This window comes from Haloferax prahovense DSM 18310, assembly GCF_000336815.1.
Lineage (GTDB): Archaea > Halobacteriota > Halobacteria > Halobacteriales > Haloferacaceae > Haloferax > Haloferax prahovense.
On the sequence record NZ_AOLG01000013.1, the window covers coordinates 105,909 to 119,790 of the forward strand.

Here is a 13,882-nt window from a genome sequence, read left to right on the forward strand (position 1 = left end):
TAGAAATGTCAGGAGAAACTTACGTCGGTGCCATCGACCAGGGTACCACAGGCACGCGGTTCATGGTGTTCGACCACGACGGCAAGGTGGTCGCCAACGCCTACGAGAAGCACGAACAGATCTACCCAGAGCCCGGTTGGGTCGAACACGACGCGAACGAGATTTGGGAGAACACGAAGAAAGTCATCGATGCGGCGCTCGGAAGCGCCGGACTCGACGCCGAGCAGTTGGAAGCCATCGGTATCACGAACCAGCGCGAGACGACGCTCATCTGGGACCGCGAGACCGGACAGCCGATTCACAACGCCATCGTCTGGCAGGACCGTCGGACGACCGACCGCATCGAGACGCTCGAGGCGGACGGCAAGACCGACGACGTACGCGCGAAGACGGGTCTCGAGCCCGACGCGTACTTCTCCGCGACGAAAGCCGAGTGGCTGCTGGACAACTCCGACCCCATCAAGCTCCAGCGCTCCCGACCCGAAGATATCCGAGACCGCGCCGCCGACGGCGAACTCGCCTTCGGGACCATCGACACGTGGCTCATCTACAATCTGACGGGGAACCACATCACGGACGTGACGAACGCGTCGCGGACCATGCTGTTCAACATCCACGACATGGAGTGGGACGACGAACTCTTAGAGGAATTCAACGTCCCGCGCGAACTTCTCCCCGAGGTCCGCCCGTCGTCCGACGACGACCACTACGGCGAGACCGACGCGGACAGCTTCCTCGGCGCGGAAGTCCCCGTCGCCGGCGCGCTCGGCGACCAGCAGGCCGCGCTGTTCGGCCAGACCTGTTTCGACGCCGGCGACGCGAAGAACACCTACGGTACCGGTTCGTTCATGCTGATGAACACCGGCGAAGAGGCGGTCATGTCCGAACACGGCCTCCTCACCACCGTCGGCTTCCAGCGCTCCGGTGAGCCGGTCCAGTACGCCCTCGAAGGCTCCATCTTCATCACCGGCGCGGCAATCGAGTGGCTCGAAGACATGACGCTCATCGACAACGCCGCCGAGTCCGAGAAGCTCGCTCGGTCGGTCGAGTCCACCGACGGCGTCTACTTCGTCCCCGCGTTCACGGGCCTCGGCGCGCCCCACTGGGACCAGCGCGCCCGCGGCACCATCGTCGGCATGACCCGCGGCACCCGCCGCGAGCACATCGTCCGCGCGACGCTCGAGTCCATCGCGTTCCAGACGCGCGACGTGGCCGAGGCGATGGAGTCCGACAGCGACATCGACCTCTCCAGCCTCCGCGTCGACGGCGGCGCGGTCAAGAACAACTTCCTCTGTCAGCTCCAGTCGAACATCCTCGACACGGAGATCGTCCGCCCGCAGGTCGACGAGACGACCGCCCTCGGCGCGGCCTACGCCGCCGGCCTCGCCGTCGGCTACTGGGAGACGCTCGACGAACTCCGCGAGAACTGGCAGGTCGACCGCGAGTTCGCCCCGAAAGACCCACAGAACGTCGAAGCGCGCTACGGCCGCTGGAAAGAGGCCGTCGACCGCTCGCTCGACTGGGCCCGGGAGGAGTAACTCGTGTTCGAAACATTCGCACTCCAGATTCCGGTCATCGGCGTCAGCGCCGAACGATTCGTCGTCCTCCTGCTCGCGGCGTTCGCGGGCGGTATGTTCGGCGCGGCCATCGGCGCACTGCCGTCGTTCATCTTCACCGGCTTCGTCGTGCTGCTCGGCGAGACGGCGGGCATCGTCATCCGACAGTTCGAAGGAGCCGACCTCATCACCGCAGGTGAACTCGGCACGGGTATCACCGGCAGTATCGGGTTCGGCCCGTTCGTCGGCCCGCACATCGCCTTCGCCGGCGGCGTCGCCGCCAGCGCCTACGCGGGCAAGCGGTACGCGGACATGGACCCCAGCGAGGGCGGCTACCACTTCGGTAAGGACATCACGTACGCGTTCGGCACGCAGCCCGACATCCTCGCAGTCGGCGGCCTCTTCGGCGTCCTCGGGCTCCTCATCTCCCGCATCGCGGGAGGTATCGGCCTCCCGCTCGACAGCGTCGCACTGTCCGTCATGACGACGGCGTTCATCGCGCGTATCGCCTTCGGCTACCCGCTCATCGGCTCGCCCGCCGGCAGCGGCCTCCTCGACATGTCGCCGTTCGAGAAGGGAACGATGCGCGGCGACGGGAGCGGCCGGCCCGCGACCGAACCGTGGCTCCCCCACCAGTACAAGTGGGTCAACATCGTTGTCATCGGTCTCGGAGCCGGTATCCTCGGCGGCTGGACGTGGCTCATCACGGAGAGCTTCTTCCTCGCCTACGGTATCTCCGCGGCCAGCCTGCTGTTCTTGAACCTCGGCGTCGAGAAGATACCCGTCACCCACCACATCACTCTCGGTGGGTCGGCGTTCGGAGCCGTCGCCGCCCCGATGGTCGGCGGGAGCGAACCGCTCATCATCGTCGCCGCCGCGGTCGGTGGTCTCATCGGCGCGCTGCTCGGCGAGGTCACCCAGCGCGTGGCCTACGCGCACTCCGGAACGCACGTGGACCCACCGGCGATGTCGATTACCATCTACTCGCTGCTCATCGGCGTGCTGTTCCTGCTCGGGGCCATCCCCAACTCGGCGTACCTCGGGCTCTAACCGCCCCGGACGCCCCCGGCCCCGCACACGTCGTTCACAATTTTTCTGCGACGCGTTCCGCAACCGGTAGCGATAACGCTCCCCGGTCGATACCGAACGTATGGAACGCATCGTCGCCGTCGTCCCGAAAGACGGCCTCCACGCCCGTCCCGCCTCCCAGTTCGTCGAGACCGCGAACTCCTTCGACGCCGACGTACAGCTCGGCCGCGCCGACGAGGACGACCTCGTCCCCGCCGCCAGCATGCTCGCGGTCACCGGCCTCGGCGTCGGTCACGGCGAGGAGATTCGCCTCGTCGCAGAGGGCGACGACGCGGAAGCGGCGCTCGACGCCCTCGAAGCAGTGCTCTCGACGCCCGAAGCCGGCGACGAAGAATAGGAAACGCCGGTCCGGGTCCGCCCCGCGGCGGTGTCTTTTTTCCGCACGCGTCGCCGACTGCGGCCGGGTCGCCAGCCGGCCGCTCAGTTCAGCTTCCGGTAGTCGCGGGCGTCCTCGGCGCGCTCGACGACCGAGTCGAGCGTCGCCTTCTTGCTCGTCGTCTCGACGGCCGCGTTGAGCGTCCCCTCCAGAATCGGCGCGTCGGCGATGACCGCCTCGGAGTCCGTCGCCATCTCGATGGCGAGTTCCGCGTTCATCACGGCGCTGCCGAGGTCCACGAGGACGACGACGCCGTCGCCGTCGTCGGCCTCCTCGATGCCCTCGCGGATGCGGTCCGGCGAGGTTCCGATGCCGTCCTCGTCGCCGCCAGCGGGAACGATTCGGGCGTTGCCGCCGCCCATCTGCGCGGCGACCTCAGCGATTCCCTCGGCCGCCTTTGCGCTGTGCGAGACGACGACGAGGCCAATCATTCCGCTCTCCCGACAGCGTCTTCGGCCCGAGCGTCGCGGTCGACCTCGCCGTCGAGGTACTCCTCGGCCGTCTCAAGCAGCTCTTCGAGGATGAACAACGTGCTCGTCGCGCCGGGGTCCTGATGGCCGACCGAGCGCCAGTCGAGGAACGACGCGCGGCCCTTCATCGCCTTGATGGGGACTGTGAAGGCGACACCGCGCTCGGCCGCGTCGACGGCCTTGGCGAGGGCTTCGAGCGGCGGGAGGTCGTCCTGCTCGATGGACTTCTTGTAGGTGTGGACGGCGGGGACGAGCGCGTCGACCATCGTCTTCGCGCCGACCTGCGCGCCGCCGCGGTCCTTGACCTTGTCGAGGTACGCCTCCGCGAACGCCACCGAAGTCTCGGCGGTGATGCCGCCTTCGAGTTCCTGACTGGCGAACATGATAGAGCCGCCGTAGAGGGGGCCGGAGGCCCCGCCGACGTTCGAGATGAGCGTCGTCCCGACGTTCTTGACGACCTCGTTCGGCTCCATCTCGGCGAACTCGTCGCGCTTGTCGGCGGCCTTGCCGAAGCCGCGCTCCATGTTCGCGCCGTGGTCGGCGTCGCCGATGGCGGAGTCGAGGTCCGTGAGGTACTCCTTCTCCTCGGCGAGGCGCTCGGCGACGTTGTCGAGCGCGTCCAGCACCGCTTCGCGTTGTGTCTCTGCGTCAGCCATGGCTGTCCTTCGTCGGCCTGTCGTTAATCCCTTGTCCCGCGGGACTGTTCTGCCGCGAAAAATCGGTGGACGCGTCGGGAGTCGTCCCCGAGCGTGCTCGGCGAGCGTCGCCGCTTACTCGGTGACGGTCAGGCCGGGCGTCTCCGCGGGCGCGCCGAGCAGTTCCTTCAGCTCGTCGTCGACGCGGAGTACGGAGACCGAACAACCCATCATGTCGAGCGAGGTCATGTAGTCGCCGACCCACGCGTCCCACGTCTCGATGCCGCGGTCGTCGAGGATGGACTGGAGCTTACGGTTGACGATGTACAGCTCCGACAGCGGCGTGCCGCCCATGCCGTTGACCATCGTCACGACCTCCTCGCCCTCGTCGAGTTCGAGGTCGTCGAGGACGTTCTCGGTCAGGTGTTCGGTTATCTCGTCGGCGCTCATGATGTCGGCGCGCTCGGTTCCCGGCTCGCCGTGGATGCCGATACCGAGTTCGATTTCGTCCTCGCCGAGGTCGAACGTCGGTTCGCCCTTCTCCGGCGTGACACAGGAGGTGAGGGCCATCCCCATCGTGCGCACGTTGTCGACGACCTTCTCGGCGACGGCTGTGACCGCTTCGAGGTCGCCGCCCGCGGCGGCCTTCGCGCCGGCGCACTTGTGGACGAAGATGGTGCCCGCGACGCCGCGACGACCCGACGTGTACAGCGAGTCCTCGACGGCCACGTCGTCGTTGACGACGACCTGCTCGACCTCGACGCCCTCCATGGCGGCCATCTCGGCGGCGGTGTCGAAGTTCATCACGTCGCCCTCGTAGTTCTTGACGACGCAGAGGACGCCCTCGCCCGCGTCCGTGGCCTGAATCATCTCGTTCAACTGGTCGGCCGTCGGCGAGGTGAAGACCTCACCCGCCGCCGCGCCGTCGAGCATCCCCTCGCCGAGATAGCCCGCGTGCGTCGGCTCGTGGCCCGACCCGCCGCCGGAGACGACCGCGACCTTCCCATCGACCGGCGCGTCGCCGCGGACGAGGACGTTCGTGCCGTCGAGCCGGCGCAGTTCGGGGTGCGCCGCGACCATCCCGTCGAGCATCTCGTCTACGACCGCTCCGGGTTCGTTGATGAGTTTCTTCATGACTCACAGTCCCTCACGGTCGATAAGGCCAAAAGTGTTGGTCAGCCGGAAGTCGAAGCCGGCGTCGTCTGCGAAAAATCGGGTTACGTCACCCACTATTTCGCGGGTGGTCGGCGACGGCCGGGCCGCGATCGAACGCCGGCCGAACGCCAGCCGACCGCCGCCAGCGGCCGGAGACCGCGCGGGGCCGCCTCAGTCGAGTTGCGTGACCGCGATGGTCACCGTCACGTCCTCGACGTCCCACGTCTCGACCGTCTCGCCCTCGGCGTCACCGAGGTCGAGCTCGCGGGCGCGGACCTCCTCGGCGATGAGGTCGCGGTTCTCCTCGACGAAGCCGGCGACGCGGTCGTCGTCGACCGCGAGCGACACGTCGATTTCGGCCTCGACGTCGAGGTCGAGCTGTTTGCGCATCTCCTGGATGCGGCGGATGACGTCGCGGGCGTAGCCCTCGGACTCGATGTCGTCGGTGAGCTCGGTGTCGACGTAGACCGTGCCGCCCTCGAAGTCGGCTCCGGTGACGTGTTCCGGGGGTTCGGCGCGGTACGAGACCATCTCGTCTGTGAGGTCGTACGTCTCGCCGTCGACCTCGACGCCGGACTCGACCTCGGCGCGCGAGAGCCCCTCGACGGCCTCCATGATTTCCTGGGCGTCAGCGCCGAACTCCGGCCCGATGACGCTCATCTGCGGTTCGGCCGTCTCGACGAGTTCGTCGAAGACCTCGACGACCTGCACGTCGCGGGTGTTCACGCGCTCCGCGAGGAGGTCCGAGAGGGCTTCGACCGCGTCGGCGACCTCGGCGTCTTCGGACTCGACGACGATGCGCGAGACGGGCCAGCGGAGCTTGCGACCGCCGAGCTGGCGGGCGTGCGCCGCGGCCTCCTCCACGTCGCGGAGGACGGCCATGTTGGCTTCGAGGTCCTCGTCGCGGCGTTCCTCGTCGGCCTCGGGGTACGACAGCATGTGGACGGTCGTCTCCGAGCCGTCGAGCCGCTGGTACATCCGTTCGGCCATGTAGGGCGCGTAGGGCGCGATGAGCCGGAGAGACTCCGAGAGCACCGTCGAGAGCGTGGCGTACGCACCGAGCTTCGACGCCGAGTCCTCTTCGTCCCACATGCGTTCGCGGATGGCCTTCACGTAGAACCGCGAAACGTCCTGCGTGATGAAGTCCAGAAGCGTGTTGAGCGCGGTGGAGACCTCGTAGTCGTCCCACGCGTCGGCCATCTCGGCTTCGACGGTCTGGAGCCGCGAGAGCACCCACTCGTCGACGACGGTGAGTTCGCCCTCCGAGAGGTCGGCCTCGGCGGGGTCGTAGCCGTCGAGGTCCATGTACGGAAGCGGGAACCGGAAGACGTTCCAGAAGATGTTGAGCGTCGATTGGGTGTCGACGAGGCCGTCCCACTCGAACGAGAGGTCCACGCCCTGCTGGTCGTGGCTGAGGAGGTAGGCGCGAAGCGGGTCGCGGCCGGCGCGGTCGATGGCCTCCTCGGGCGTCACGATGTTGCCGACGGACTTCGACATCTTGCGGCCGTCCTTGTCGTTGGCGAAGCCGTGCATGATGACCTCCTTGTACGGCGATTCGCCGGTCGCGGCGGTGCCCATGCCGAGTTGCGACCAGAACCACCCGCGGGTCTGGTCGTGCGCCTCGATGATGAGGTCGGCGGGCCATAGCTCGTCGTAGGCCTCGGTCTCGCCGGGGAAGTCGAGCGTGCCCCACGTGGCGACGGAAGAGTCTATCCACACGTCGAACACGTCGGGGACGCGCTCGTAGGTCACGCCGTCTTCGGTGATGGTGGTGGGGTCGACAGAGGGCCGGTGGAGGTCCACCGTCTCGGGGTCGACGTCTTGGTCGGCGCGCTCTGCGAGTTCCTCGCGGGTGCCGACGACAATCATCTCCTGTGCGCCCTCGGCGTCGGCGTCCTGCGGGACCCAGATGGGAAGCGGGATGCCCCAGTAGCGCTGGCGGGAGACGTTCCAGTCGGGCGCGTCGCTCACGAAGTCGCGGAAGCGGTTGTCGCGGGCCCACTGCGGGTGCCACTCGGACTCCTCGATGTTGTCGAGAAGCTGTTCTTTCACGTCCGTGACCGTGATGAACCACTGGTCGGTGGCGAGGAAGATGATGTCCGTGTCACAGCGCCAACAGTGGCCGTAGCGGTGGTCGTGCTCGCCGGCGTGGAGCAGGTGGCCGAGTTCGTCGAGGTCCTCGATGACTTCGGGGTTGGCGTCGCGGACGAAGGTGCCCGCGTAGTCGCCGCCCTGCTCCGTGAACTCGCCTTTGTCGTCGACGGGGACGAACACGTCCAAACCGAGTTCCTGCCCGCGGGCGAAGTCCTCCTGCCCGTGACCGGGCGCGGAGTGGACGAGTCCGGTGCGGTCGGCCTCGACGTAGTCGGCGGTGTACACCTGTCCCGCGCCCTCGAAGTCGGCGTACTCGGCGACCACGCCGTCGAGCGGGTGGTCGTACTCCCAGCCGACCATCTCCTCGCCCGTGACCTCGGAGAGGACCTCGTAGTCCTCGTAGCGGCCCTTCTTCAGGACCTCCTCGACACAGGGTTCCGCGAGGTAGAGCACCTCGCTCTCGCCGTCCTTCTCGGCGCGGACCTCCTGGTACGTCATCTCGCCGTCGACGGCGACGAACGTGTTCGCGGGGATGGTCCACGGCGTCGTCGTCCAGATGACGAGGTTGCCCTCGCGGCCCTTCAGCGGGAACTTGACGTAGATGGACGGCGAGGTGATTTCGTCGTACTCGACCTCGTTGGCCGCGATGGCGGTCTGACAGCGTGGGCAGTAGTTGACGCTCCGCTTGCCCTGTTCGACCAGTCCGTTTTCGGCGACCTTCGAGAAGGCCCACCACGCGGACTCCATGTACTCGGGCGACAGCGTCTGATAGGGGTTGTCCCAGTCCATCCACGCGCCGATGGACTGGAAGTCCTCGTCCATCGCCTCGCGGTTGCGGACGGCGAACTCCTTGCACTTCTGGATGAACTGCTCCATGCCGAACTCCTCGATGTCGCGCTTCGAGGTGAAGCCGAGTTCCTCTTCGACTTTGACCTCGATGGGGAGGCCGTGCATGTCGTAGCCGGGGCGGTCCGTGACCTGATGCCCCGTCATGCGCTTGTGCCGGATGACGGCGTCCTTCAGCGTCTTGTTCCACGCCGTGCCGAGGTGCATCTGGCCGGACGTGTACGGCGGGCCGTCGACGAAGAAGAACGACGGGTCGTCGGCGTGTGCCTCCTTCGTCGCCTCGTACGCGTCGTTCTCGTCCCAGTACTCGCCGACGACGGACTCCACGTCCGACGGCGTGTACTGGTCTGCGATGTCTTCCATACCCCGTCCTTCTCGCGGATATATATCAAAACGGCGGGTCTGGTCCGCGTCGGTCGGGCGTTCCGTCGGGTCCGACTCAGACACGGGAGACCCTCCGCTGTCGGCGGTCTGTTGGTCGCTGTCGATACGCCTGTCGGGTGTGGTGCGTGTGTCGCTCCATGGGGGGTTCCGGTGTGTCACACCGGAAGAGACTGCAGTCGATCGGAGGTCGATACGGACGGGTGTCGAGGATGAGGGATGTGCGAGGCTACTGCCCCGCAATAATGAGCGACGGAGCGACGACCGACGGTCGGGACTGGCCGACCGCGGGTGAGCGAGAGAGGCTCCGGTGTCGTCGCATGCTATCCGAACGAAGTCTCGGAAGCGTCATAACGCTTACTCCGGCGACGACATCGACATCAACGCCGGCATCGACGCTATCGGTCCGACCAGCGACCGACGCGGTGGGTCGCGACGACCGACTCAGAGTCCGACCCGTGCGTGGTTCCGGATTCGTCGTCGCGCTCGAACACCCGGAGCGTGGCGTTCGTCGGCGCGGCACCTCTCGCCACGTCGAACTTCGAGAGGTGAGTGCAGACGAGCGTGTCCGCGTCGAACGGTTCGAGGTCGGACGGCGGCGACCGGCGAATCGGGAGTTCGGCGTCGCGCCACCCGGTCCACGACGGGGACTGCGCGACGTTGTAGAACGCGGCGTCCTCGCGGGACATCCGAACCTCGAACAGGAGGGCGAACGAGTCGCCTTCGGCCCACAGCAGGTCGTTCGAGTACTCCCCCTGCATCGCGCGGTCGGTGAACACGTCCGTCTGGTCGTCCGGCGGGTCGGCGAACAGCCACCCGCGGAAGTCGGCGTCGTCGGGGAACGACCCGTTCACGTACTGCTCGTCTGCTGGGTGGAGTTTCGAGTGGCCGGTGTCGGCGCGGATTCGACCGCTGGCGGTCCGTCGGGCGTCGGCGAGACAGCCCGAGAGGCCTGCCAACGAGAGCGCGGCCGCGCTCGAAAGGAGGGCTCGGCGGTGCATGTCCGACGCTGACGGCGGCTATCGGTTTAATCCCACGTAATCCACAGGAGGACCGCCAGCGCCACCGCCTGGAGGACGTGGACGCCCATCAGCACCCGCCACGCCGCGGCGGGAACGGCGGTGGCGAACCAGACCGACAGCGTCGGGTCGACCAGGTAATAGTACAGCGCGAAGAGGCTCTGCGCGAGCAGAAAGACGCCGAAGACGACGAGACCGAGCGCGTGTTTCGACCGGAACAGCAGGTAGTTCCGCCCCCAGATTCCGAGCAGGACGACGAGGAACACCGCGCTCGCGCCGAGCGCGAACCGCGCGGCGTCGACCAAGACGCTCATGGCCGCCGCTGGGCGCGAGGCGGTTCACGTCGTCGGGTTCGCGTCGGCGTCATTCGTTCGGGAGGTGGTTCGCTCGAAGGCGGTATCGGAGCGGGGGCGGCGGCAGGGCGAGTGGGCGGCTCGCTCCGGGTCAGTTGTCCGCGACGACGCTGAGGTCGAACGCGGCGTCCGCCGGCTCGTCGTCGGGCGTCAGGTAACCGAGCGCGATGGCGGTGTACGCGCGACCGCCCTCGACGGTGACGTCGAACTCGGCGACCACGTCGCCGTCGTTCGACTCCGTATCGCCCCGAATCTGGAGCGTGTAGTCCCCGGCAGGGACCTCGACGGTCGCGGCGTCGCCGAAGGCCGCGCCGTCGACGAGAGCGTCCCCAGAGCCCGCGACGGTCACGTCGACCGCGGGCGCGTCCGGCGAGGCGTGTAGCACTCGGACGCGGGCCGCGTCGTCGGCGGGGGCCGAGCGGTCGTCTTCGAGGAGGGAGACGGCGAAGCCGTTCTCGGCCGCCGAGTCGAGTTCGCCGAGCGCCGCGGCGGTGTACGCACCGGCCGCGAGGTCGAGCGTCTCGTCGAAGACGACCGTGTCGGGCGCGTCGGTCGCGCGAATCGTCACCTGGTGGGACCCGGCGGTCAGCGCGAGGAAGTCGCTGACCGCGCCGAACGGCACGTCCGAGAGGGCTACCGAGCCGTCGACGAGCACGTCGACGTTCGGCGCGTCCGGCGAGAGGTGCGCGGCGCGGAGGGACACGTCGCGCTGGACGAGCCCGCCGCCGCCGGACCCGGCGTCGACGACCGCGACGGGCCGGAACGCCTCGTCGGTCGGCTCGTCGTCGGGCGTCAGGTAGCCCGCCGCGAACACCGTGTAGACGGTGCCGCCGGCGAGTTCGACGTCGAACTCGGCGACTGCGTCGCCGTCGTTCGACTCCGTGTCGCCCCTGACCTGGAGCGCGTAGGTGTCGGCCGGCACCTCGACGCTGCCGGACTGGGTGAACGACACGCCGTCGAAGAGCACCGTGTCGCCGGCGGTCACGTCGACCGCGGGGGCATCGGGCGAGGCGTGGACCACGCGGACCCGGGCCGTGTCGTCGTCCGGGAGCGACACGTCGTCTTCGAGGACGAGCGGTTCGAACGTCTCCGCCGTGAGTTCGCCGACCGCGGCGACGGTGTAGGTCGCCTCGGCGACGTCGAGGTCGCCCTCGAAAGCGACCGTGGACTCGTCGCCGGCGGCGGTGACTTTCACCGTCCGGGTTCCGACGGGAACCGAGCGGTAGTCGCTGACCGCGCCGAACGGCACGTCAGAGAGGGCTACCGAGCCGTCGACGTACACGTCGACGTTCGGCGCGTCGGGAGAGAGGTGAGCGACGCGGAGCATCGCCATCTCGGGTTCCGGCGTCGGTGTCGGGGTGGGAGTCGGAGTCGCCGTCGTGGTCGTCTCCGTCTCGTCGTCGGTCCCGCCGCCGCCCATACAACCTGCGAGCCCGCCCGCGATGGCGACGCCACCGAATCCACGGAGTACGTCGCGGCGTTTCATGTTCGTCATAGCGACGAGAGATGAGAGCGTCGATTGGAATATCACCGTTTTCCCAAATTCGGCCACAATGGTTCCAGAAATATGTCTTTTTTGCGAGAATGTCAGCATATGACGCCGTTATTTTGTGAACGTTCGGAACCGAGCTCCAACCGGCGTCGGAGTGGGCACAGAAGCTAAGAAGGGAGGGGAGACCCGCCTCAGAAGTCGGGCAGGTCGTCGGGCGCTTCGTACTCGGACTCCCAGTCGATGTAGTCGTCTTTGAGCACGTCGCACACGTCCTGTCCGAGTTCGGTGAGACCGGCGTTGATAGACGACACCTCGCCCCACGAGGTCAGGTCGGGGTGGAGTTCGCGCTCCTTCCAGTCCTCGGGGATGCCCGGCGCGTGGTAGCCGACGCGGTCGGCGAAGTCGTCCCAGAAGAAGTCGAAGTGGGAGAGGAGGTCGAGGTCGAGGACGATTTCCCACTGCGCCTCGGTGACGGGCGTCTCCGCGGCCCACGCCTCGAAGGCGTCGGCCCACGCGCCGGCTTCGAGGAACGCCTCCAACTCGGCGCGCTTGAAGTCGGCGTCGGCGGCCACCTGTGCGTCCTCGTACTGGTTCGGGTCCACGGTCGGGAGCGACGGCGGGTCCGGGACGGGAACGTCGAGCATGGTCGCCAGTCGGTCGCCGTCCGGGAAAAGAGTTCGGCGCTGGTTTCCTCAGTTCTCCATGCGCTCGATAACGGATTCGAGCTGCTCGGCGCGGGCGGCGACCGCCTCGGCCCGGAGCTCCGCTTCCTCGTCGGTCTCGCAGACGAGTCGGGGGACCGGCGTCGGCTTCCCGTCGTCGTCGAGCGCGACGAACGTCAGGAACGAGGTGGTCGTCTTCCGGAGTTCGTCGGTCTTCGGGTTCTCGGCGTGCACGTCGACTTTCACGTCCACGCTGGTCCGGCCGACGTTGAACACGTACGCCTCCATCACGGCGACTTCGCCGAGGTCGATGGGGCTGATGAAGTCGACGTGGTCCATCGACGCGGTGACACACTGGCGGTTCGAAAAGCGCATCGCTGCGATGGCCCCGCAGATGTCCATCCAGTGGAGGACCGCCCCACCGAGGGCTCGCCCGAGGTTGTTGGTGTCGTTCGGCAGGAGGAGTTCGGTCATCTCGGTGCGCGACTCGTCGAGCGTCGCGGTGGATTCGCTCATGCGAGCAGGGTCACGCCGAGGGGGCTTGAAATCGTGGGGCGCGGCGGCGACGGCCCCAACTCACTCGTCGAAGTCGGCGTCGAACGCCTCGGGCGACTGCCCGGCGGCGTCGAGCACCTCGTCGGAGATGAGAATCGGACAGTCCACGCGGATGGCGAGCGCGATGGCGTCGCTCGGGCGCGCGTCGAAGACGAACGTCCGCGCCTCGCCGTCGTGGTACCGCTCGGCGTCGACCTTGGCGAGGAACGTGCCGTTCGAGAGGTCGTCGATGCGGATGCTGTCGATGGCCCCGCCGAACTCGGTCACCATCTCGACCAGGAGGTCGTGGGTCAGCGGGCGCTCGAACTGCTCGCCGGAGAGCCCGAGCTGGATGGCCTGAGCCTGGTCCGACGTGATGACGATGGGCAGGAACTCGTCGCGCGCTTCGAGGACCACCGCCGGCACGTTCGAGCCGTCTTCGCCGACGCCGACCCCGATACCGCGGACCACGGCACGGTGTTTCATGCTATCCTGTAGTTGGCCGGGGTACGAATAGTTACCCCAGAACGAGTCGCCGACCCGGTCGCCGTCGCTCCCCGCGAGCGCTCAGCGTCGGGCGAACTGAACGGCCGCGATGACGAGCAGGATGGCGAGGCCGCCGGCGAAGAAGGCGAGCCCCGGCGGGATTCCCTGCGCCGCCGCGGGCGCGGCCTCCGCGGCCATCGTCGAGACCGTCCCGGCGTCGGCAGACTCAGCCGCTCCACCAGCCCCGCCGAGAACGCCGAGGCCCCGCGACGCGACCCACTGGACGAACGCCGAGAGCAGGCCCAAGACGGCGACGCCGCCGAGCAGGCTCGTCAGCATGGACGCCAGTCCCGTCCGCGTCTCCTCGCCGGCGGCGACGACGACCAGCGGCCTGTCGGCGGGGGCGTACACCTTCATCTCGCGGCCCTTCTCGGAGTAGACGGTGTCGACCACTTCGACGAGGCCCGCGTCGTCGAGCTTTCGGAGGTGGTACTGGACGTTCTGAAGCGACGTGTCGACGCGCTCTGCGAGGTCCGCGGCGTTCGTCGGCGTTTCGTGGAGCGCGGCGAGCACGCGGCGGGCCGTCTCCGACGAGAGCGCCGAGAGGAGGTCCGACGCCTCGTCGTCGTCGAGTCCGATGACCCGCGGGGAGGATTCGTCCGCGGCGGAGGTGTCGGGAGTGGAGGGCAACAAACCGGCCATGGGGGTGAGTACTCCGCCGGAGGATACAAACC

At 67.8% G+C, this 13,882-nt stretch carries 14 protein-coding genes; 3 read left to right on the top strand and 11 right to left on the bottom strand.

What is annotated here, in order from left to right; all coding sequences use genetic code 11:
* The first annotated feature begins 5 nt into the window (after window positions 1-5).
* The 3 genes from glpK (at window position 6) to ptsH1 (ending at window position 2,982) form a co-directional block, all read left to right on the top strand.
* Window positions 6-1,538 (top strand): glycerol kinase GlpK, encoded by a 1,533-nt coding sequence (gene glpK, locus C457_RS07770; protein WP_008093431.1) that lies wholly within the window; start codon window positions 6-8, stop codon window positions 1,536-1,538.
* A gap of 3 nt (window positions 1,539-1,541) precedes the next feature.
* Window positions 1,542-2,606: a hypothetical protein gene (locus C457_RS07775; RefSeq protein WP_008093432.1), complete on the top strand. Its 1,065-nt coding sequence runs from the start codon at window positions 1,542-1,544 to the stop codon at window positions 2,604-2,606.
* Between the two features lie 100 nt (window positions 2,607-2,706).
* Window positions 2,707-2,982, top strand: a complete 276-nt coding sequence (ptsH1, locus tag C457_RS07780) for a phosphocarrier protein HPr (protein ID WP_004976923.1) — start codon at window positions 2,707-2,709, stop codon at window positions 2,980-2,982.
* Between the two features lie 83 nt (window positions 2,983-3,065).
* On the opposite strand, the gene dhaM is transcribed toward ptsH1, so the two are convergent.
* The 11 genes from dhaM to C457_RS07835 form a co-directional block, all read right to left on the bottom strand.
* Complete coding sequence (gene dhaM / locus C457_RS07785; protein ID WP_004976921.1) at window positions 3,066-3,452, bottom strand: dihydroxyacetone kinase phosphoryl donor subunit DhaM; 387 nt, start codon at window positions 3,450-3,452, stop codon at window positions 3,066-3,068.
* Window positions 3,449-4,147 carry a dihydroxyacetone kinase subunit DhaL gene (gene dhaL / locus C457_RS07790; RefSeq protein ID WP_008093436.1) on the bottom strand — a complete coding sequence of 233 codons (699 nt, stop codon included), beginning with the start codon at window positions 4,145-4,147 and terminating at the stop codon, window positions 3,449-3,451. Before dhaL ends, dhaM begins: the two co-directional genes overlap by 4 nt.
* Window positions 4,148-4,261: 114 nt before the next feature.
* A complete protein-coding gene (dhaK, locus tag C457_RS07795; protein WP_004976917.1) occupies window positions 4,262-5,260 on the bottom strand; it encodes a dihydroxyacetone kinase subunit DhaK in 999 nt (332 codons plus the stop codon).
* A 192-nt stretch (window positions 5,261-5,452) separates the two neighbouring features.
* Window positions 5,453-8,584, bottom strand: coding sequence for an isoleucine--tRNA ligase (gene ileS, locus C457_RS07800; RefSeq protein ID WP_008093438.1), 3,132 nt, complete (start codon window positions 8,582-8,584; stop codon window positions 5,453-5,455).
* A gap of 416 nt (window positions 8,585-9,000) precedes the next feature.
* The gene (locus tag C457_RS07805; protein WP_008093440.1) at window positions 9,001-9,603 is read right to left on the bottom strand and encodes a hypothetical protein; all 603 of its coding nucleotides are present in this window, start codon (window positions 9,601-9,603) and stop codon (window positions 9,001-9,003) included.
* A 26-nt stretch (window positions 9,604-9,629) separates the two neighbouring features.
* A complete protein-coding gene (locus C457_RS07810) occupies window positions 9,630-9,935 on the bottom strand; it encodes a hypothetical protein (protein ID WP_008093441.1) in 306 nt (101 codons plus the stop codon).
* Between the two features lie 130 nt (window positions 9,936-10,065).
* On the bottom strand, window positions 10,066-11,469 hold the full coding sequence (locus C457_RS07815) for a DUF4397 domain-containing protein (RefSeq protein WP_008093443.1): 1,404 nt from the start codon (window positions 11,467-11,469) through the stop codon (window positions 10,066-10,068).
* 188 nt (window positions 11,470-11,657) lie between these two features.
* The gene (locus C457_RS07820; RefSeq protein ID WP_008093444.1) at window positions 11,658-12,110 is read right to left on the bottom strand and encodes a hypothetical protein; all 453 of its coding nucleotides are present in this window, start codon (window positions 12,108-12,110) and stop codon (window positions 11,658-11,660) included.
* Between the two features lie 48 nt (window positions 12,111-12,158).
* Entirely contained in the window at window positions 12,159-12,644 is a 486-nt protein-coding gene (locus C457_RS07825; RefSeq protein ID WP_004976908.1) for an acyl-CoA thioesterase, read from the bottom strand.
* Between the two features lie 60 nt (window positions 12,645-12,704).
* Window positions 12,705-13,148, bottom strand: a complete 444-nt coding sequence (locus C457_RS07830; protein WP_008093446.1) for a bifunctional nuclease family protein — start codon at window positions 13,146-13,148, stop codon at window positions 12,705-12,707.
* Between the two features lie 81 nt (window positions 13,149-13,229).
* Window positions 13,230-13,850, bottom strand: coding sequence for an ArsR/SmtB family transcription factor (locus tag C457_RS07835; RefSeq protein WP_008093448.1), 621 nt, complete (start codon window positions 13,848-13,850; stop codon window positions 13,230-13,232).
* Window positions 13,851-13,882 lie beyond the last annotated feature (32 nt).